The organism is Acidobacteriota bacterium, from assembly GCA_034211275.1.
Classification (GTDB): Bacteria; Acidobacteriota; Thermoanaerobaculia; order Multivoradales; family JAHZIX01; genus JAGQSE01.
Map to the genome: position 1 here is coordinate 1 of JAXHTF010000124.1, position 19,936 is coordinate 19,936.

Below are 19,936 nucleotides of genomic sequence, written 5' to 3' on the forward strand. Positions count from 1 at the left end.
GGTAGCCCTGCGGCGTCTGGGACGGCAGCTCCCCTCCTTCCTCGACCGCCGTCACCGCTTCGACGTGGTGGCGGAGCCGCGGGTCTTCACCGACGGCTACGTGCCCGACGCCGACGCGGTGCACGTGGCCCAGAGCTTCCAGCTGGCGCGCTATCTGGAGGCCTTGGGGATGGAGATGGTGGAGCGCCGCTGCTTGCTCCATCGGCCGGATCCCACCGGCCCCAGAGGCCTCCTCCGCCGCCTGCTGCGCGCCGTTCCGCTCTGGTCCCGGGCCTGGGGCAACACTCTCCTGGTGGCTCGCCGCACCGAGGTCCTCCGCCGGCCCTCCTACCGCTTGCTGCCGCTCTAATCGTCCAGAAGGAGTCAAGCCATGGCCCGAGGGATTTCTCTACACGTCGGCCTCAACCGTGTCGACCCGCTGGCCTATGGCGGCTGGGAGGGTGATTTGGTGGCGGCGGAAGCCGATGCCCGGGACATGGAGGAGCTGGCGCGGCGGCAGGACTTCGAGACACTTCTCTTGCTCTCTCCGGCGGCGACCCGGGATGCGGTGCTGGAGAACATCCGCAACGCCGCGGAGGAGCTGCAGCCGGGAGACTTCTTTCTCCTTACCTATGCGGGGCATGGTGGCCGGCTGCCGGATATCGGCGGTGATGAAAGCGACTTGCGGGACGAGACCTGGTGCCTCTATGACGGTCAGCTGGTGGACGACGAGCTGGGGAGCCTGTGGTACCAATTCCGCCGCGGCGTGCGGGTGCTGGCCATCTCCGACAGCTGCCACAGCGGCACCGTGACCCGGGGTACGCCCTCCGGCTACGGCCGCCGAGGGGAGTCGGAGGATTCCATGTTCGTCGAGTCCGCGCCCCGCTACCGCTTCATGCCCGACGCCGTCGCCGCCCGTGCCTTCCGGGCCAACCGGGAGCTCTACTTGGGGATTGCCGAGAGCCTGGTGGAGGGCTCGCCGGAGCCCAAGGCGTCCGTGCGGCTCCTGGCGGGCTGCCAGGATGATCAATTTGCCAGCGACGGACCGTTCAACGGACTGTTCACCGGAGTGCTCAAGCGGGTGTGGGGGGAGGGAGACTTCGAGGGCGACTATGGAGAGTTCTTTCACCAGCTGTGCCGCCGCATGCCGAGGAGTCAGCGTCCCAACCACGTGCTGCTCGGGGAGCCGGATCGCGGTTTCGACCGCCAGCGGCCGTTCGAGATCTGAGCCGCCGCTGCCGCCCGCACTGAAGAGCGTCCCGCCAAAAAAAGCGCGCCGGCCTCCCCGAAGGGAAGACCGGCGCCTCGTCACAGCTGTAGTAGGCGCGGATGAGGTCCGCTGTTACCAGCGATAACCCACTGCCAGTTCCGCGATGTCGGCGTCGTAATCGTCGAAGTCGAAGGTGTCTTCGTCGTAGTCGACGGTCCGATAGCCCGCCCGCACCAGGTAGCCGGCGGGGAAGGCGTATTCCACAAAGGCTCGCAGATCGTCTCGGGTGAGACCGAAGGAGCCGTCGTTGGTGTAGAAGCGCAGGTCACCACCGACGCTCCACTGGTCGTTGGCGCGCCAGCGCAGCCGGCCGTCGATGAAGTCCGACTCCGCCAGATAGGCGATGGGGAAGGGCAGCTCGGCACCGCCCCCGAAGCCCGGCAGAGTGACCACGACCTGGTCGATGGTACGGTCCAGCTCCACGCGGTTATAGCCCAAGGAGACGTTGAGGTCGTCCTGGGTATAGCCGAAGCGTAGGGTCAGCTGGTCGGTGTCGGCGGCCCAGCCGGAATCGTCGTTGTCTACGCGCCGGAGCAGGTAAGAACCGGAGAGGTGGAATCCACCGTCGAGTTGCCAGCGGGTGTTGAGGCGAATCTTCTGACTCTCGGTGGGAGAGACCAGGGTGTAGGGATCGTCGTAGGAGCTGTCCTCGACGGTGAGGGTGAGACTGGCGCGGCTGTGGGGCCGCCAGCCGAGGGTGGCGAAGAAGCCGGTGTGATCCGTCTCCTCGCTCTCCAGCTCGAGATCTGAGGGCGAGCTGGCGCCTTCGGCAAAGCCGCTGTCCACTTCGCGGGTCTCGTGGCGGACGCCGCCGGAGACCGACAGCGCCGACGAGACCTGGTATTGAACGCCGGTCTCGAGCCCGGTGGCCTCGATCTGCCATTCCCCCAGCCCCAGATCGCCGTCGAAGGTGCCGCGGCCTTCTTGATCCAGATCCCGCTGCCACACCCGGGCGGTCCAGGCGAAGCGCGGATTGAAGTTATAGACCAGGTCCAGGTTGGCCAACATGGCGTCCCGGTCCACCCCACCGAAGCCGGTGGCGTCGGTGGTGAAGGGCTGACCGCTGAAGGAGATGCCCTGGGAGCGCTCGGAAGCGTCGTATTCCATCTCGAGGTTCTGCAACATCACCGCGCCGCGGATCAGCAGGTTCTTGTTGGGGCGGGCCACGATGCGGGCGATGTGGTCGTTGCTGGAGGTGTCGTAGGGTTGATCCTGGAAGAAGAAGTCCAGCGATGCGCTGGCGGGATCGGTGTTCTCACCCAGGGAGAAGCCCGGCAGGAAGACGTTGTAACCGCCGTCGTAGGTGCGGTAGCGCTCTTCCAGGGTCAGGGTGACGTTGTCCCAGGCGTACTCGAAGCCCGCCCGGTAGTCGTTCATGGACTCGTCGATGGGCCGGTCCAGCTCGAACTCGTCTCGCGAGACGTCGAGGGTGGTGGTGCTCTCACCGACCCGGGTGTAGCGGTCGAAGCCGAACCGGAGAGTAGCGGCGCGGCTGAGGTCGATATCCAGCTTGGCGGTGTCGTGGACCCGCCGTAGATCGAAGTGGTGGAAGTCACCGCCGCTGGACAGCCGCACGTCTGCCAGCTCGTGGGGCAGGATGATGTCCTCGTAGAAGTACTCCGAGGCCCGGCGGTTGTAGCGCAGCTTGTAGGCGCCGAACTTTTGCGCCGAGAAGTTCAGGGTCTCGAAGGGATCGCCGCCGAAGTTGTCGATATTGAGGAAGACGCGGTCGACGGCCTTGCTGTTTTCCGGTTGGAAGCGCAGCCGGACCTCGAACAGCCGCGGACCGTCCTCGAGATCGATGTCTTCGCGATATTTGCGCTCAGCGCCGTTGACGTCCACCGAGCGGAAGCCCACCAGGAAGCTGCCTTCCAGGGCCTCGCCGCTCTGGGCGGAAGCGGGTAGGGGAGCGGCGGCGGCCAGCAGCAGGACGCCCGCCAGCGATAGAAGCAAGAAGCTGTGCCAGGAGTTGCTCTTCATCATGGGCCTCGCCTTAGTTCAGGAAGAAGGGATCGAAATTCGATCCGTGGATGGTCGAGTGGCAGTTGGTGCACACCGTGTCGAGGGTGAACCGGGAGTGGAATCCGGGCACCGCGGCGTGGCAGCTGTAGCACAGCTCGCCGACGCTCTGAGTGGTGAGCATGTGGCGATTGGGAGAACCGTGGGGATCGTGACAGGCCACGCAACCCTCGACTCGCTGACTGCCGTGCTCGAAGACGAAGGGGCCGTCCTTGTCGCGGTGGCAGCTGACGCAGGTCTGGTCGAAACCGCCGAGCTGGACTCGCTGGGCGGGCTCGTGGGGATTATGGCAGGAGGCACAATCGAGGATGCCTTCTTGGAGCCGGTGGCGCTCGTTGAATTGGAAGCGCGAGACGATGTCTCCATGACAGCCGGCGCAGGTGGCGGTAGAGTCGCCGAAGTCCTCCCGGTCGAAGACCGAAGCTTCCTTGGAGGCGGCCAACAGGCCTTCCGACAGGTTGTTGCCGTGAATGCTGTGGCAGGAGCTACAGTCGAGGCCGGCGAAGGCGTGGGCGGTGTTCTGGAAGCCCGGGTGCACGTCGCCATGGCAGTTCTGGCAGGCCTGGGTGGCGGCCATCGCCGTGGTGCTCTCGCCGAAGCCGATCAGGCCGCCGACGTCGAGGCCCCCGCCTTCTTCGATATGGGCGGTGCCGTCGCCGTGGCAGCCTGAACAGGTGCCGGTGTCGGCCCAGGCGTCGGTCCCCAAGACTGAGTGGGGATTGCCCTGGAAAGACTCCACGACTTCACCGTGGCAATCGGCGCAGGAGATGCCGTCCACGGAGTCGCCGGGACTCGAAGAAAGATCCTGGGCGGTGGCCAGGACCGCTCCCAGCACCACGGGTGCAGCGAGCAAGACTAGTAGCGGGATCAGGGGTCTGCGCATCGTCATCCCATCCTCGGTTGACTGGAAGGTGAACCGGCTGCCGGATTGGGACGCGCTGGTCCCACTCCGTGCCGGGCGCCCGAAGGCGCTGGGTAGAATTCTCGAAAACATTGTCCCTCCTTCCGGGGTCGCCGCCGACACCCGCAGGGGTAGGAGCTTGGCAGAGGCTCGGGAGCCCTCGCCCCGCCCAAAAGGGTGGTGCGATGAGTTCTTGAGGGCTCTATGCTCAAGCGTGACCTCCGGGAGTCATCAACATGCAGTTTGCCGGCAGCCAGCCAAACCCGGGGTGGACGCGGGCCGCCGAGGAGGATGGACGATGAGTGAGAGTAGAAAAGTCACTGACAGCGCAGATCGGCGCCGGAGCTCGGCGGACCTTTGGACCGTCGTTGCTCAGTCTCTGGGCTTTGCCTTCCTTGCCGTCCTCGGCGCCCTGATCTTGAGCAGTGCCGCTCCCGCGGCGGCGGCAGGAGATGGTGAAGCCGACGCCCCCGGGCGCATGGTGTTCATGGATGCCAAGTGCAACCTATGCCATGGCATCGACAGCCTGGGCATCGAGGCCAAGACCAAGTCCGAGAAGCTGCGGGGCAAGGATCTCTCCACCATTGGTGCAGATCACGACGCCGAGTGGTTCACCGCCTTCCTGAAGCGCGAGATCGAGCTCGACGGCGCCAAGCACAAGAAGGGTTTCACCGGCAGCGACGAAGAGTTGATGACGCTGGTCAATTGGTTGACCGAGCTGAAACCGGCCTCCTGAGGCCAGTGGGCGAATTCCACAGATGTTGATCCAGGCGTTGATCCTCTTCCTGGTGCTGGACGCGGCGATGCTCGCCGCGCTGCTCCTGCGCCCGCGCCTCATCGGCGGCCCCGGTGGCCGGTTGGTGGCGTTTCTGGCCTTCTTTCTCCTCCCTGGGGCGGCCTTGGCCCTGGGCACTCAGATGCATCTGGAAAAGTCCAAGTCCACGGAGTTCTGTCTCTCCTGTCATGAGATGGAGCCCTACGGCCAGAGCCTGCTGGTGGATTCGTCGGATCACCTGCCGGCCCAACATTTTCAGAACAAGCGCATCGATCAGGATCACGCCTGCTTCACGTGCCACACCAACTACACGATGTATGGTGACGTGAAGGCGAAGATCGCCGGGCTCAAGCACCTTTGGGTTCACTACGTGGGCACCGTGCCGGAGCAGATCGAGCTCTATCAGCCGTATCAGAACCGCGAGTGTCTGCACTGCCACGGCGGAGCCCGCTCCTTCGAGGAGAACGACTTCCACGTCGACATGCTGGAGGACCTGCGAGCGGGGGAGGTCTCCTGCCTCGAGTGCCACGACTTGGGTCACGACGTCGCGGACCTGGCGGATATGGAGATGTGGCGCGAAGAGCTGCCGAAGGAGGGACTGTGAGCGAAGCGACCGGTCAAACCACCGCCATGCCGAAGGCGCCGGAGAGGGCTCCCCGCCGATTGTTGATCGCCGCCGCTTTCATCCTCGTGGGCCTGCTGCTGGAAGCGGTGACCATGGGGATGAACAATGCCGCCGGCTTCCTCCTCTTCCTCGGTGGGGGCGGGCTGTTCACCGCCGTCGGGATCATCCTCTACTTCCGGGAAGTGCTCTCCGGCGGCTCCTAGTCCTGCCCCCCGTCGGTCTCAGGCCTGTTCCTCGGCACGGCGGTAGAGGATCACTTCCACTCGTTCGAGGGTGACCAAGCCCTCTCCGACCAGCTCGTCGATCTGGGGTAGGAAGGCGCGGACCTTCTCTTCCTCATCGACGATCTCCACTACCAGCGGCAAATCTTGGGAGAGGCGCAGGATATTGGCGCTGTGCAACCGGCTGTTGGCGCCGAAGCCTTCCAGCCCGCGGAGCACCGTAGCCCCCGCCAATCCCTCCTCGCGGGCGCGGCGGACCAATACCTGGTAGAGGGGTTGGCCCTGCCAGCGGTCCGATTCGCCAATGAAAATCCGCAGCAGGACGCCCGTTTCTTCGAGTTTCATAGTCCTTCGAGCTTCATGGCTCGCTCCTCAGGCCAGACGGGCCAGCGCCGTTCCAATCCAGGCTCCTGCCAGCCCCAGCAGTGGGCTGCCCAGGCCGTTGAGCAAGGCGAGGCTCCAGGAACCGTCCTCCATCAAGCGCAGGGTTTCCAGAGAGAAAGTGGAGAAGGTGGTGTAGCTGCCCAGCACGCCCACCAGGAGTAGGGCCCGGAGGTCCGGGGCGAGAAGGAATCTGCGCTGAAACAACCCCGCCAGCAGGCCCAGGAGGAGGCAGCCGCTGAGGTTCACCACCAGGGTACCCCAGGGAAAGAGGCCGCCGAGGTTGCGTCCTCCGGCGAAGAGGGACGAGCGTTCGACCCAGCCAGAGACGAGGTAGCGCAGCACAGCCCCCAACGCACCGCCGAAGGCGACGGCGAGGAGTCTGGTGCTCATGGAATCAAGCGGGAGTGGGGAAAAGGGTGAGGACGGCGGAGCCGATGCCGGCATCGGCTCCACCGGGGACTGGGTTCAGCCGCGGGCGCGGCGGCGGATGGAAGCCATCACGCCGAAGGCCGCGAGGGCCAGCACCAGGGCGATGAGACCCCAACCGGAGAGGGTGGGGACATCGATGATGGGATCCAGCGGTACCTCCGGATTGGCGGGGCCGACGAAGGTGATGAAGCGGGCGCTGACGCTGGCGATCTTGGTTTCCACCAGATTGCCCATGCGGTCGATTTCGTGGACACCGCCGCCGTTGGTGGTGAGGATGTTTCCGTTGGGCAGCTCATAGGCGCCGCGGTAGCCGCCGAGGCTCGCCGGGTCGTAGATGCCGATGATGCTGGTGCCGTCGTTGGAGAACTCCACCACGCCTTCCTGGGTGCCGGAGAAGTTGGCTACCAGCACCGAAGCGGCACCCTCGGCGATCTGCTCTGGGAAGGTGTTGATGGGGCTGAACTGGGGCAGCGGCATGCCGCTGGCGTCATAGGCGTGAATGACGTCGCTGGTGATGCCGCCGACCAGGAAGTCGGCAGCCCGGGGCAGCACGTCGAAGGGAGAGTCGAGACCGTCGGCGCCGTTGGCGACGAAGTTGCCGAGGTACATGCCGGCGGTGTCGAATTGCGCCACGGCATCGGCGTTGGCACCGCTGCCGATAGTGACCAGCAGGTTGCCGCTGGCGTCGAGGGCGATACCGCGGATGTTGTCGAGGATCGAAGTGTCGGCACCGCCGGCGGGAGCGAAGACGCCGAGGTAGTTGCCGTCCAGGTCGTACTCTTGGACCACGTCTTCGAGCTGGTCCGAGACCAGAATGCTCATGCCGTCATTGCTGAGGATGGCCTGGATGGGGGTGGAGAGATTGGTCGGATCGGCGGGGATGAAGTCCGGGTCGATGAGATCGCCGGTCATGGGATCGAAGGCCATGACCCGATCGTTGCTGGATTCAGGGATGAGCAGCAGGCCGGTGGTGGCGATGCCCTCTTGGGCACGTTGCTGAGCGTCCGGGTCGCGGACCGGCAGCGGGCCGGTGGCTTCCGCTTCGATTCCGCTAATCTCCGCTTGGATCTCCGCTTCACTGGCGGCCTGGGCACCGGGGGTGGGCAGCAGGACTGCCAACAGGGCGAAGACGATCACAGTTCTCGTCAACTGGTGGAACATCGAGATCTCCTCTGATAGCGATTGGAAAAATCCTGTAAAACATATCAGAAGTGCCCTGGAGAGGCGAAAAGATCCGACCAACAAAGGACATTTCAGGCTGGTAGAATCCCTCGGATGCCGAAGATTCACCTCCTTTCCGACCACCTGATCAGCCAAATCGCCGCCGGGGAAGTGGTGGAACGCCCCGCTTCGGTGGTCAAGGAGTTGGTGGAGAACTCCCTCGACGCCGGCGCTACTTCGGTGGCGGTACGCCTCGAGGCCGGCGGCAAACGGCGCATCGTGGTGGAGGACGACGGCGGGGGCCTGGGTGCTGACGATGCCCTGCTGGCCTTCGACCGCCATGCCACCAGCAAGATCGACAGCTTTGAGGATCTGGAGCGCATTGGCACCCTGGGATTCCGGGGAGAAGCGCTGGCATCCATCTCGGCGGTGGCGCGGGTGGAAATGCTCACCGCCGAGACCAGTGGCGAGGGGACCCGGGTGCGCATCGAGGGCGGCCGGGTGAAGGTGGCGGAGCCGGCGGCTCGGGCTCGCGGTACGACCTTGGAGGTGGCGTCCCTCTTCTTCAACGTTCCCGCCCGGCGCAAGTTCCTCAAGACCCCGGCCACCGAGATGCGGCGCTCGGTGGAGGTGATTCAAGGCTACGCCCTGGCCCGCCCGGACGTGCGCTTCAGCGTTCACCACGATGGCCGCAGCGTGCTCGAGGCACCGCCGGTGAGCGACGACCCGGAGGGCCTGCGTCAGCGCATTGGCCAGATCTTCGGTACCTCCCTGGCCCGGGAGCTGGCGGTGTTGGAGGATCTACCGGCGGACATCGCCGGTGGTGACGAGTGCATCCACGGTTTCGTCGGCTCGCCGGAGACCACTCAGGGGCGCCGTCTCTTCGTCTTCGTCAACCGCCGTCTCTTGCGCGACCGCTCGGTGCTGGCCACTTTCTATCGGGCGGTGCGGGAGGAGTGGCGGAGCGACAAGTATCCAGCGCTCTTCCTCTTCCTGGACCTGCCGCCCGAGGACGTAGACGTCAACGTGCACCCGCAGAAGGCGGAGGTGCGCTTCCGGGACACCACGGTGCTGGGACGGTTGATGGAGGTGCTGCGGGCCGGGTTGGGCCGAGCCCGGGGCGAGGTGGGGGCGCCGCTGCGGAGCCCGGATGGGGGGCCGGCTACCCCCTTCGTCTGGCAGGGATTGGGAGAACGGTCGCGGAGCGAGGGCGCCTTCGAAGCCCCGGCCTTTGCCTCCGGCACAGGCTCGGAGAGCTCCTACCCTCCGGTGCTCCCTTCTGCTTCGACGCTGGGGGAGCCGACCAGCGTGGGCACCGCCATATCCTCGCCGCCGGATCCGGGGGCCGGGGCCGCCGAAGCTGCCGCGCGCTTGGCCGCCGCCGCCTTTCCGCCGGTGGAGCGGGCACCGGTTCCCCTCTCGGGCCGATCCGGCGAGGCGCGGCCGTTCCGCCTCCTGGGGCAGTACAAGGGCACGCTGATTCTCTTGGAAGGTCCCGACGGCCTTTACTTGGTGGATCAGCACGTGGCCCACGAGCGCATTCTCTACGAACGGCTGCGCCGGGATCTCGTCAGCCAGGCGCCACCGAGCCAAGGGCTGGTGACGCCGCTGATGCTCGAGCTGGCGCCGGCGGAGACGCTGCGGCTCAAGGAGCTGGCATCCTCTTTGGGGGAATGCGGTTTCCGCCTCGAGCCGCTGTCGGGGAATTCGCTGGCGGTGCTCGAAGTGCCGGCGGCGCTGACCCAAGAGCAGTCGGAGAAGCTGCTGCTGAGCCTGGCGGCGGATGCCGACGCCGGCGGTGGTGGCGGGGTGGAGGAGCTGCGCCGGGATCTGTTGGAGAATCTAGCTGCCAGCCTTTCCTGCCGCAATGCGGTGAAGATGCACCATGTGCTGCGGCCGGAGGAGATGGAGACCCTGGTGGCGGAGCTCTTCCAGGCGGAGCAGCCCTACGCCTGCCCCCATGGCCGACCCATCGTGTTGCAGATGACCGACGGCGACCTGGAGCGGCGGTTTGGCCGGCGCAAGTAGGACCGCCTGGTCCGACGAAGGCAAATCGCTGAAAGACTGGCCCCTGAAAGACGGACCCGAGTAGACCGCGAAAAGACAGCCGACGAGGATTTGGAGATGGTATTCGGACGCCGCGCCGCCACCCCGCTGGAGAAGGAGTTGGGCTATCGCTTTCGCGACCCGGCGCTTCTCGACCGCGCCTTGACCCACCGGTCCTTCGCCAACGAGCGCGGCCTCGACGGCCACTACGAGCGCTTGGAGTTCCTGGGCGACGCGGTGCTCGGGTTGGTTGCGGCGACTTGGCTCTTCGAGGAGCATCCGGACCAGCCCGAGGGTGAGCTGTCGAAGCTCAAGAGCTCGTTGGTGAGCGCCCGCTCCCTGGCCCGCCACGCCCGGCGCCTCGGCCTCGGGGATGCTCTGCAGCTGGGGGTGGGGGAGGCGCGCTCCGGAGGCCGAGCCAAGCGTTCTCTCCTCGCCGACTCCATGGAAGCGGTGTTCGGAGCGGTATATCTGGACGGCGGTCTGGAGGCGGCGGCGAAGGTGGTGCGCTCTCTGCTCGAGATCAACGCCGGCGAGCATCCCGCCCACGGGCCGGGGGATCCCAAGACCGAGCTCCAGGAGGCTGCCCAGGCCCGGGGCTGGGCGCTGCCGGAGTATCGCCTGGTGGCGGAGGAAGGCCCCGACCACCAGAAAATCTTCCGTTTCCACTGCTTGTTGGAAGGGGAGATTCGGGGCCGAGGCGAGGGCCGGAGCAAGAAGGTGGCCGAGCAGTCCGCCGCCGCCCAGGCCCTGGCTTCCCTTGACCCCTCCGGGGGCGGCGCTTAAAATCCTCGCCCCATGAGCCAAAAATTACCCACTCCGTCCATCCGCCATCTCGGCGACCACACCGACCAGGAAGTCCGCGTCCAGGGCTGGCTGGAGAATAAGCGCTCCAGCGGCAAGATCGCCTTTCTGCTGGTGCGCGACGGCAGCGGCACGGTGCAGTGCGTGGCCAGCCGCAAGGAGCTGTCGGAGGAGGTGTGGGAGAGCATCGGCGAGCTGACCCAGGAGTCCACCCTCGCCGTCACCGGCCGGGTGTCCGCTGACTCCCGGGCGCCCGGTGGCTACGAGCTGCATCTCACCGGCGTCGAGCCGATCCAGATCAGCGAAGAGTACCCCATCACCCCCAAGGAGCACGGCACCGCCTTCCTCATGGACCATCGCCATCTGTGGCTGCGCTCCAGCCGCCAGCGGGCGGCGCTGGCGGTGCGCAGCGAGGTGGTGCAGGCGATTCGCGACTTCTTTTACCGGCGAGAGTTCACCCTCATCGACTCGCCGATTCTCACCCCCGCCGCTTGCGAGGGCACCTCGACCCTCTTCGAGACGGAGTATTTCGGCGATCCGGCGTACCTCAGCCAGAGCGGCCAGCTGTATCTGGAGCCAGCGCTGGCGGCCTTCGGCAAGGTTTATTGCTTCGGGCCCACCTTCCGGGCGGAGAAGTCCAAGACCCGCCGCCACCTGATGGAGTTCTGGATGGTGGAGCCGGAGGTGGCGTTCATGGAGTTTCCCGCCCTCTGCGACCTGTCGGAGGAGTTCGTGCGCGAGGTGGTGGGCCGGGTGGTGGAGAATTGCCGCGACCATCTGGAGGCTTTGGAGCGCGACGTCAGCAAGCTGGAGGCGGTGGACGGCGAGTTCCCGCGCATTACTTACAGCGAGGCCATCGAGATTCTGCAGAAGGATGGCCAGGACATCGCCCACGGCGACGATTTCGGTGCTGAGCACGAGACCCTGCTGGCGGCTCATTACGAGCGGCCGGTGATGGTCACCCACTATCCGGCGGCGATCAAGGCGTTCTACATGCAGCCGGACCCCGACGATCCGAGCCTGGCCCTGGGTCTGGACATCATCGCCCCGGAGGGCTACGGCGAAATCATCGGCGGCAGCCAGCGCATCCACGATCACGATCTGCTGCTCTCGCGCATCCACGAGCACGAGCTGCCGGTGGAGGCCTTTCAGTGGTACCTGGACGTGCGCAAATACGGCACCTGTCCCCACAGCGGCTTCGGCATGGGGTTGGAGCGCTTCGTGGCCTGGATGTGCGGCGTCAAGCATCTGCGGGAGACCATCCCCTATCCGCGGATGCTGAATAAGATCTATCCCTGATCCCCACGGGATCTGAGTCTTCAGCGCGGGCTCCATCCGCCTGCCGGCATCTCGGATCCAGAGACAGGAGTGGCCCATGCCTTCCCCTTGGGCGCTCGGCGGTGCCTACCTGGGTTGTGTGCTGATCTGGGGCACCACCTGGGCCGCCATCCGCTTCAGCCTGGAGAGTTTTCCGCCGTTCCTCGGCGCCGGGTTGCGTTTCACCCTGGCGGCGGCGTTACTGCTGGCCTTCGCGCGCTTCCGCGGCGTTCCCCTGGGCCGTGAGCCCCGGGAGTGGCCGCTGTGGTGGATCAACGGCCTGCTCTCCTTCGTCGCCACCTACGGCATCGTCTATTGGGCGGAGCAGTGGGTGCCCTCGGGCCTGGCCTCGGTGCTCTTCGCCACCTTCCCGCTCTTCGTCGCCGTGCTGGCCCACTTCGTCCTGCCGGGGGAGCGGCTGGGGCCGTTGGGGACCGGTGGGGTGGTGCTGGGCTTTGTCGGGGTGGCGGTGATCTTCTCGGAAGACTTGGCGGCCCTCGGCGGCGCCGAGATGAGCCTGGCGGCGGTGGTGATGCTGCTGTCGCCGGTGGCGGCGGCGCTGGGCTCGGTGGCGGCGAAGCGTTGGGGCCGGGGCCTGCCGGCCCTCAGCCTGTCGGGCCCGCCCATGGCCGTCGGTGCGCTAGGTCTGGGAGCGCTGGGGGCGCTGACGGAGCGCTCGGCGGTGTGGCCCGCCAACCCGGCCTGGCAGCCCACGGGAGCGAGCCTGGCGGCGGTGCTCTATCTGGGGGTGGTGGGCTCGGCGGTGGTCTTCGGGCTTTATTTCTGGCTGCTCCAACACCTCGCCGCCACCCGCGTCTCCCTCATCGCTTACCTGGCTCCGGTGGTCGCAGTGGCGGTGGGTACGCTCTTTCTCGGCGAGCCCCTGACCCCGCGGCTGGTGCTGGGGGCCGTGGTGGTACTGCTGGGGACGGCTCTGGCGAGTCGCTAGGCTAGTCCTCGTCCCGATGCACGATGTCCGGGGAGAAGGCCGGGCGGCAGATGGCGAGGTACTCGGCGCCGCCGGCGGCGGGGGTGCTGAAGCGTACCCACTCGCCGGGCAGGCAGACCGCGGCTTGACCGGCGTGGACGTCCATGGTGCCTTCCTCGTGCTCGATGCGGAGGGAGCCTCGCACCACTACTACCGTTTCCTCGAACTCCGGCCGCTGCCCCGGTTCCTTCCAGCCCTCCGGCGAGACCATGCGGGCGACGCTCATATCGTCCTGGCCGGTGTTGACGCGGCCCAGGTATTCCTCGATTTTCTTCGGCTTGTTGCCCGCGGCGGGGATGACGGTAGGGGCGTCGATGAGCTTTGGCATGGGGGTCTCCCGGAGGCGGTTCTGCGGTCTTGGGGGAAGAACCGCGCCCCGGGCGAGAGTGCCTCGCCCGGGGCGCGGGATGATTCGGTTTCTCAGCCCCGGACTATACCGGAGCGGACCTGCTTCAGCGCTCTGCCTCAGCGCTCTGCCTCAGCGTTGGCCGAAGCTCCACGTCAGGCCCGCGGTGAGGCTGGTGAAGCGATCCTGATCGAAGGGGATGTCGTTGAGCCACAGGCTGGAGAGCTCCACCCGAATGGCCATGCGGCCCTCGTCCCCGACGAAGAAGCGGCTGCCGAAGCCCGCCTGATAGGCGAGACCGTCCTCGTCCCGGTCCGGCCCCAGGCCGAGGAAGTTGATGTCCTCGAGCTCCGAGTAGCCGAGCCCCACGAGAGCGTAGGGGGACACGCGATTCTCCGGCTGGAAGTTGATCACCACGTTGCCCAGGGCGGCGCTGAGGGTGGCGTCCAGCAGAGCGTCGGCGCGCATCAGCTGGGCCTCTACCTGCACGTGGGGGGAAACCATCAGGGCGCCGCGGAGCTCGCTCCGGAAGTCGAGATCGAATTCCTCGCTGGAGCTTTCGATATTGGCGCTGCCCACCCCGAAGCCGAGCTCCCACTGGCGGTCCGCCAGCTGGGCCGAGGCCGGAGGGGCGAAGACAGCGAGAAGGACCGCCAGGGCCAGGGCCGCCGGCAGAGGGAAGCGATGGAACTTGGAAGGGCTGGAAACTCTGGAATAGAAGGTCATGATCATTCTCCCGATGTGGGCTGGGGGCGAGGATCCGCTCCCAGCCGTCGCAGGATCAATCTACGAGGAGGGGGGAGCGAAGACCATTCGCCGATTGGCCTATTCGGCGGCCTATTCGGAGCTCGATCCCGAGTCGGAAATGGGGTCAGGGGCTGGGTCGTGGGGGGCGGGGAGGAGGCCGAGACTTTGGGCTCGGTGAACCGCCTCCTGACGATTGTGCACTCCCAGCTTGCCATAAATATTCTCCAGATGCTTTTTCACCGTGCTGGGGGAGATGAAGAGCGCTTCGCCTACGGTCTCGTTGGTGCCACCGCGAGCGACCTCCGCCAGCACTTCCCGTTCCCGCGGGCTGAGGAGCTCCGGCAGCTGCGTTCCGGAGGGCCCGGTGGAAGGGATCTCCAGGGCTTCCAGCAGCCGCCGGCGAAAGGCCGGCGTTACTTTCTCCAGGGCCGGGGCGAGCACCTCTCCCGGCAGCTCGCCGAGCCACTCCTTTTCGTCTGCAAGGACCTGTACGAAGCGACCTTCTTCGGCGAGCTGAAAGGCTTCCTGGAGAAGCTCAGCCACCGCCTCGGCGTCCCGGTGTCGGCGGGCCATGGCCTCCAGTAGCCAGCTCTCGATGATCGCCCGATGCCAGCGGTGCCGGCGGGCTACGGAGCGCAGCTCCCGGGCCCAGCGGGCGGCGCGTTCCGCATCGCCGCGGCGTTCGAGCCAGCGAATCCCCAGGCTGACGGTGGCGGTGCGGGGGAGCTCCGGCAGCAGCTTGGCCTCTACGTCGTCGTCGTCCAGCAGCCCCGAGGTCTCGATCCATTCCCGCCACTCTTCCCAGGCTACGGGATCATCCTCCAGGCACGCGCGCAGGGCAATGGTGCGCAGGCGGTGCATTTGGGCCTGGGGTTCCCACTGCAGCAGGGAGGCCTGGCGAAGGATGTCCAGCAGCAGCTCGGCACCGGAGAGAGCGGAGGAGAAGTCCCGGCGCGCCCGCGCCACCTCCAACAGGATCAGCCGAGCCATCACCTCGTTGAATGGAAAACAGTCTCGGTTGATCGCCAGCCCCTCTTCTACCAGCTTCTGGGCTCGCTCCAGCTCTCCCCACTCGAAGCGCACTTCCGCCTCGCCGAGGATCGGCAGGCAGGTCATGGGGCCGCCCTCTTCACCGGAGCCCCTTTCACCGGAACTCCCCTCACCGAAACCCTCAGCAGCTGCTTCTCGGTGGATGCGCAAAGCTTCGTGGGTGCGCCCCTGGAGGAGCTGAAGGCGCCCCTGGTAGAAGTGGCTGGTGGCGTCGATACCCAGCTGGTCGCCGCCGGCGCGGCTGTAGGCGGCGGCTTGATGGAAGGCTTCGGAGGCGGCGTCGTAGTCCGCTTGGGCGAGCAAGGAGGTGCCCAGGGTGATGGCCGCCACCGCCCGCAGCAGGCGATCCTCCGGTGCCAGCAGCTCGAGAGCGCCGCGGGCGGCGGCGATGGCTTCGGCGCGTTCCGTGCGCACGGTAGCGCTGCACGCTGCCAGGGTAAGGGCGCTGCCGCGGACGCGATCTTCCAGATCCTCTGCCAACGCCCGCTCCAGCTGAGGGCTCGCCTGGGCCAGCTCTTTCCAGCGCATGGTCATGAAGAGCATCAAGGCTTGAGTCAGGGCCACTTGGGGAGCCGCCTCAACCCACTCCTGGGGGACCGCCTCGAACCAGCCGGCCACCGAGGCGGCGTCGCCGCGCTCCAAGGCTGGCCCGGCGTGGAGCGCCAGGATGTCCAGCGCCCGTCCGCGATCTCGGGCCGCCAGGGCTTGCTCCAAGGCCTCGGTGGGCAGGTTCTGGGCCAGCAGCCAATCGCTGGCCCGGCGGTGGAGGGCAGCTCGGGCCTCGGGGTCGAGACGATTCTCCAGGGTCTGGCGCAGCAGCTCCCGGAAGAGATGGTGGAAGCGAAACCACCGCCGGTTCTGGTCCAGCGGGATGAGGAAGAGATTGTCCGCCTCCATCTGTCGCAGGAGCTGGTGGCTGCTTTCCCGTTCGAGCATGGCGTCGCAGAGCTCGGCGCAGAAGCGTTGGAGCAGCGACACCGGCAGCAGGAAGTCCAGCACCTCCGGCGGCTGACGGTGCAGCACCTCCTCGGTGAGGTAGTCGAGAACGTAGCGGTGGCTGCCGCTGAAGGCCTCGACGAAGGAGGCGGCGTCCTCCTGGCCGCGCAGCGACAGGGCGGCGAGCTGGAGGCCGGCGATCCAACCTTCGGTGCGTTGCTGCAGCGCTCGGGTCAGCCGGGGATGGAGGTCCAAGCCCATGGCCTGGCGTAGGAAGAGACTGCTCTCCTGAGGGGAGAATCTGAGGTCTCGCGCCCGCAGCTCCGTGAGCCGCCCCTGGCCGCGCAGGCGCGCCAGGGAGAAAGGCGGATCCGCGCGGGTGCAGATCACCAGGCGAAAGCCGGGGGGCAAGTGGTGGGTCCAGTGGGCTACCAGCTGGTGGACCTCTTCGTTGTCGATGACGTGGAAGTCGTCGAGCACCAGGACGGTGTCCGCCTCCTGTGCTCCCAGGGCATTGATCACCGGCACCAGGGCGGCCTCCGGAGGCGGCAGGCGAGGGGCGTTGAGCAGTGGCCGGAGACTGGCGCCGGCGGCTTCCGAGAGCTGCGCCAGGGCACCGGCCAGATAGCCGAGGAAGCGGCGCAGCTCGCCGTCGGCGGGCTCTAGGGAGAGCCAGGCCGAAGGCCAGGGGCGCTGCTGGAGCCAGTCGCCCACCAGCGTCGATTTGCCGAAGCCCGCCGGCGCCGACACCACGATCAGCCCCGTGGCCTGGTCCAGGCGCTGGAGAAGCCGGTCTCGCCCCACGGTTTCGCCACCGAGCATGGGGGCGAAGAGCTTGGTGCTGAGAACCGGATATTCCGCGCTGGCGGTGGAGTAGCTCTGATTCATGCCGGAGTCGGGTCGGGTTCTGGGGAGCGAAATACTTCGGCGAAAATACCTGGACAGGTATCCGGGCATGCCGCCGTTTTCTTCTCGGCCCGCGATGGGGCTTGCAAGGCACTGCTCAAATTCTACTGGAGACCGCCGGCGAAGGTTTCAACGACCTTGGCCGCCGCGCCGCGGCGCAAGACTTCTGCACTCTTTTGGATACTCGCAAGTGCCGTTATCCGGGGATCAGAGGAAGGATTGGCCGAGGGGTGGGGAAAGTGCTCTCGATGGGGGATTGCCGCGCCGCGGCGCTCGACAGCCTTGGCTCCGGCTGGTAGGATCCAAGATAGCTAGGAAAGGGTATTGAATCCGCATTAGCGTCGATCAACCACCTTCCATGGGAGAAACCCACATGTCTGATCACCGTTCTGACAACGCACCCCACGTCAGCGAGGAAGAATCTCGCGCCGTCGCCGAAGCATCCCGGCAGACGGAGTGGACCAGCCCGAGCTTCATGAAAGAGCTTTTCATGGGCAACTTCCGGCTGGATCTCGTCCACCCCTTCCCGGAGAAGCCGCCGGAGCGGCCGGAATTCCGGGTCTTTTATGACCAGCTGAGCCGGTTCCTGCGCCAGGAGGTGGACTCCACGGCGATCGACGTCAGCGGTGAATATCCGGAGCACGTGCTCGACGAGCTGCGCAAGCTCGGCGCGTTCGGGATGAAGATTCCGAAGAAGTACGGCGGTCTGGGTTTCAGCCAGCATGAATACCAGAAGGTGATGGAGCTGCTGGGCTCCACCGACGGCAATCTCACCGCCCTGCTGTCGGCGCACCAGAGCATCGGCGTACCCCAGCCTCTGAAGCTGTTCGGATCAGAGGACCAGAAGAAGCGCTTCCTGCCCCGTTGCGCCGCCGGTGAGATTTCCGCCTTTGCCCTCACCGAGCCCGGCGTCGGCTCCGACCCGGCGCGGATGGCCACCACCGCCGAGCTCAGCGAGGACGGCACGGAATACGTCCTCAACGGCACCAAATTGTGGTGCACCAACGGCACCCTGGCCAAGCTGCTGGTGGTGATGGCGGTGCATCCCGGCACCAAGAAGATCAGTGCCTTCGTGGTCGAGGCGGACAGTCCCGGCGTCAAGGTCGAGCATCGCTGTCACTTCATGGGGCTCCGAGCCCTGGCCAACGCGGTGATCAGCTTCACCGACGTGCGGGTGCCGGCGGAGAACCTCATCGGCCGGGAGGGTCGCGGGCTGAAGATCGCCCTCACCACCCTCAACGACGGCCGCCTGTCGATCCCCAACAGCGCCGTCGGCGCTGCCAAGGCTTCCCTGCGCATCTGCCGCGAGTGGAGCTCGGAGCGGGTCCAGTGGGGCCGCGCCGTGGGCAAGCACGAGGCCATCAGTCACAAGATCGCCGACATGGCCGCCACCACCTTCGCCATGGAGTCCATAGCCAACCTGGCCACCGCCATGGCCGACGACGGCAACTACGACATCCGCCTGGAGGCCGCCGCCTGCAAGCTGTGGAACACCACCCGCGGCTGGGAGATCGTCGACGACACCATGCAGATCCGCGGTGGCCGCGGCTACGAGACCGAGGAGTCCCTCAAGGCCCGCGGTGACGAGCCCATCCCCGTGGAGCGCATGATGCGCGACTATCGCATCAACCGCATCTTCGAGGGCTCGGACGAGATCATGCGTCTGTTCATGGCCCGGGAGGCGGTGGACAAGCACCTCGCCGTGGCTGGTGCCCTGGTCGAGGGCAAGCCGACCCCGTCCGACGTAGCCAAAGCGGCGCCGAGCATCGCTTCCTTCTACGCCTGGTGGTACCCGAGCCGCTGGCTGGGCTGGGGCCGCTACCCCCGCTACGCCGAGTTCGGCGCCAACGCCGGTCACCTGCGCTTCGTCGAGCGCAGCGCCCGCAAGCTGTCCCGCGAGATCTTCCACGGCATGATGGTGCACCAGGCCAAGCTGGCCTACAAGCAGGGCTTCCTGTTCCGCATCGTCGACGTCGCCGACGAGCTCTTCGCCATGACCGCTTCCATCTGCCGCGTGCAGGCCATGCGCGAGGCCGGTTCGCCGGAGGCGCGCTCGGCGCAGAAGCTGGTGGATCTCTTCTGCCGCAACAGCCGCCGCAAGATCAAGCGTCTATTCAAGGACCTGTGGAGCAACGACGACAGCCTGAAGTACAAGACGGCTCAGTCGGTGCTCGGCGGCGAGCAGGAGTGGATGGAGGAGCTGCTGGACGACGGCGCCGCCTCCGAGACCGGTGAAGCGCGTCCGCGGCTGCGGGCGGTGAAGCCGGTGGCGGCTCAGGAAGAGACCGCTCCGGCGGCAGCCGCGGAGCCCGTTCCCGCGGGCTGATCGTAGCGATGCTCGCCGTCCTTCCCGACAGCGAAGGAACCCCGCGGCTGGGACAGGTCCCAGACCCACAACCTGCCGCGGGGGAAGTGCTGGTAGAGGTGGCGGCGACGGCCCTCAATCGGGTCGACCTGATGCAGCTCCAAGGGCTGTATCCGCCTCCGCCGGGGGAGAGTGACATCCCGGGTTTGGAATGCGCCGGCCGCGTCTCAGCGGTCGGCGTCGGCGTTTCTGACGACTGGCTAGGCCGGCCGGTAATGGCGCTCCTCGGCGGTGGCGGTCACGCCCAGCGAGTGGCCATTCCCGAAGGTCAGCTGATGCCGTTGCCCGAGGGCTGGTCCATGGAGCAGGGCGCGGCCGTGCCGGAGGTCGCCCTCACCGCATGGACCAACCTGGTGGCCGAGGGCCGTCTGGAGGCCGGTGAGACGGTCTTGATCAGCGGTGCCGCCTCCGGCGTCGGCAGCTTCGCCGTGCAGCTGGCCAAGGCCCTCGATGCCCGGGTACTGGTGGCCGGCCGCACTCTTTCCCGCCTCGAAACGCTCTTACCTCTCGGGGCCGAGGCCTGCGTGGTGCTGGGTGAGGATCTTCCCCAGCGAGTCCGCGAGCTCACCGCCGGTAGCGGCGCGGATGTCGTGCTCGAGCTGGTGGGGGGCGAGCACCTGCCGAGGAATCTCAAGGCCCTGGCCCCTCGTGGCCGTCTGGTGCTGGT

At 66.7% G+C, this 19,936-nt stretch carries 19 protein-coding genes; 11 read left to right on the plus strand and 8 right to left on the minus strand.

The window, feature by feature from the left end; genetic code table 11:
* Both SX243_17275 and SX243_17280 read left to right on the plus strand, forming a co-directional pair.
* A partial coding sequence (locus SX243_17275) for a hypothetical protein (protein MDY7094726.1) occupies positions 1–349 on the plus strand: 349 nt, incomplete at its 5' end.
* A gap of 21 nt (positions 350–370) precedes the next feature.
* Entirely contained in the window at positions 371–1,207 is an 837-nt protein-coding gene (locus tag SX243_17280; GenBank protein ID MDY7094727.1) for a caspase family protein, read from the plus strand.
* 114 nt (positions 1,208–1,321) lie between these two features.
* Here SX243_17280 and SX243_17285 read toward each other — a convergent pair whose 3' ends face one another.
* Positions 1,322–3,232, minus strand: a complete 1,911-nt coding sequence (locus SX243_17285) for a hypothetical protein (GenBank protein ID MDY7094728.1) — start codon at positions 3,230–3,232, stop codon at positions 1,322–1,324.
* A gap of 10 nt (positions 3,233–3,242) precedes the next feature.
* Complete coding sequence (locus tag SX243_17290; protein MDY7094729.1) at positions 3,243–4,151, minus strand: cytochrome c3 family protein; 909 nt, start codon at positions 4,149–4,151, stop codon at positions 3,243–3,245.
* A 316-nt stretch (positions 4,152–4,467) separates the two neighbouring features.
* Here SX243_17290 and SX243_17295 point away from each other — a divergent pair, with 316 nt between their 5' ends.
* The 3 genes from SX243_17295 to SX243_17305 are packed head-to-tail and all read left to right on the plus strand — an operon-like array spanning position 4,468 to position 5,772.
* On the plus strand, positions 4,468–4,905 hold the full coding sequence (locus SX243_17295) for a cytochrome c (protein MDY7094730.1): 438 nt from the start codon (positions 4,468–4,470) through the stop codon (positions 4,903–4,905).
* Between the two features lie 22 nt (positions 4,906–4,927).
* Positions 4,928–5,548 carry a NapC/NirT family cytochrome c gene (locus tag SX243_17300; protein MDY7094731.1) on the plus strand — a complete coding sequence of 207 codons (621 nt, stop codon included), beginning with the start codon at positions 4,928–4,930 and terminating at the stop codon, positions 5,546–5,548.
* On the plus strand, positions 5,545–5,772 hold the full coding sequence (locus SX243_17305) for a hypothetical protein (protein MDY7094732.1): 228 nt from the start codon (positions 5,545–5,547) through the stop codon (positions 5,770–5,772). The genes SX243_17300 and SX243_17305 overlap by 4 nt, the downstream gene beginning before the upstream one ends.
* Positions 5,773–5,790: 18 nt before the next feature.
* Here SX243_17305 and SX243_17310 read toward each other — a convergent pair whose 3' ends face one another.
* From SX243_17310 to SX243_17320, 3 genes are all read right to left on the minus strand, one after another.
* Positions 5,791–6,135: a DUF190 domain-containing protein gene (locus SX243_17310; protein ID MDY7094733.1), complete on the minus strand. Its 345-nt coding sequence runs from the start codon at positions 6,133–6,135 to the stop codon at positions 5,791–5,793.
* Between the two features lie 27 nt (positions 6,136–6,162).
* On the minus strand, positions 6,163–6,564 hold the full coding sequence (gene crcB, locus SX243_17315) for a fluoride efflux transporter CrcB (protein ID MDY7094734.1): 402 nt from the start codon (positions 6,562–6,564) through the stop codon (positions 6,163–6,165).
* A gap of 75 nt (positions 6,565–6,639) precedes the next feature.
* A complete protein-coding gene (locus SX243_17320; protein ID MDY7094735.1) occupies positions 6,640–7,764 on the minus strand; it encodes an IPTL-CTERM sorting domain-containing protein in 1,125 nt (374 codons plus the stop codon).
* 114 nt (positions 7,765–7,878) lie between these two features.
* Here SX243_17320 and mutL point away from each other — a divergent pair, with 114 nt between their 5' ends.
* From mutL to SX243_17340, 4 genes are all read left to right on the plus strand, one after another.
* Positions 7,879–9,792: a DNA mismatch repair endonuclease MutL gene (mutL, locus tag SX243_17325; protein MDY7094736.1), complete on the plus strand. Its 1,914-nt coding sequence runs from the start codon at positions 7,879–7,881 to the stop codon at positions 9,790–9,792.
* 96 nt (positions 9,793–9,888) lie between these two features.
* A complete protein-coding gene (gene rnc / locus SX243_17330; protein MDY7094737.1) occupies positions 9,889–10,596 on the plus strand; it encodes a ribonuclease III in 708 nt (235 codons plus the stop codon).
* Between the two features lie 12 nt (positions 10,597–10,608).
* On the plus strand, positions 10,609–11,913 hold the full coding sequence (asnS, locus tag SX243_17335; protein MDY7094738.1) for an asparagine--tRNA ligase: 1,305 nt from the start codon (positions 10,609–10,611) through the stop codon (positions 11,911–11,913).
* A 76-nt stretch (positions 11,914–11,989) separates the two neighbouring features.
* On the plus strand, positions 11,990–12,880 hold the full coding sequence (locus SX243_17340) for an EamA family transporter (GenBank protein ID MDY7094739.1): 891 nt from the start codon (positions 11,990–11,992) through the stop codon (positions 12,878–12,880).
* A gap of 1 nt (position 12,881) precedes the next feature.
* On the opposite strand, the gene SX243_17345 is transcribed toward SX243_17340, so the two are convergent.
* From SX243_17345 to SX243_17355, 3 genes are all read right to left on the minus strand, one after another.
* Positions 12,882–13,247, minus strand: a complete 366-nt coding sequence (locus SX243_17345; protein ID MDY7094740.1) for a cupin — start codon at positions 13,245–13,247, stop codon at positions 12,882–12,884.
* Between the two features lie 150 nt (positions 13,248–13,397).
* Entirely contained in the window at positions 13,398–13,991 is a 594-nt protein-coding gene (locus SX243_17350; GenBank protein MDY7094741.1) for a porin family protein, read from the minus strand.
* A 111-nt stretch (positions 13,992–14,102) separates the two neighbouring features.
* Positions 14,103–16,886: a LuxR C-terminal-related transcriptional regulator gene (locus tag SX243_17355; protein MDY7094742.1), complete on the minus strand. Its 2,784-nt coding sequence runs from the start codon at positions 16,884–16,886 to the stop codon at positions 14,103–14,105.
* Between the two features lie 391 nt (positions 16,887–17,277).
* Between SX243_17355 and SX243_17360 the strand changes: the two genes are divergently transcribed.
* A complete protein-coding gene (locus tag SX243_17360) occupies positions 17,278–19,230 on the plus strand; it encodes an acyl-CoA dehydrogenase family protein (protein MDY7094743.1) in 1,953 nt (650 codons plus the stop codon).
* Positions 19,231–19,238: 8 nt separating this feature from the next.
* Positions 19,239–19,936: zinc-binding dehydrogenase (locus SX243_17365; protein ID MDY7094744.1), on the plus strand; the 698-nt coding region annotated here is incomplete at its 3' end.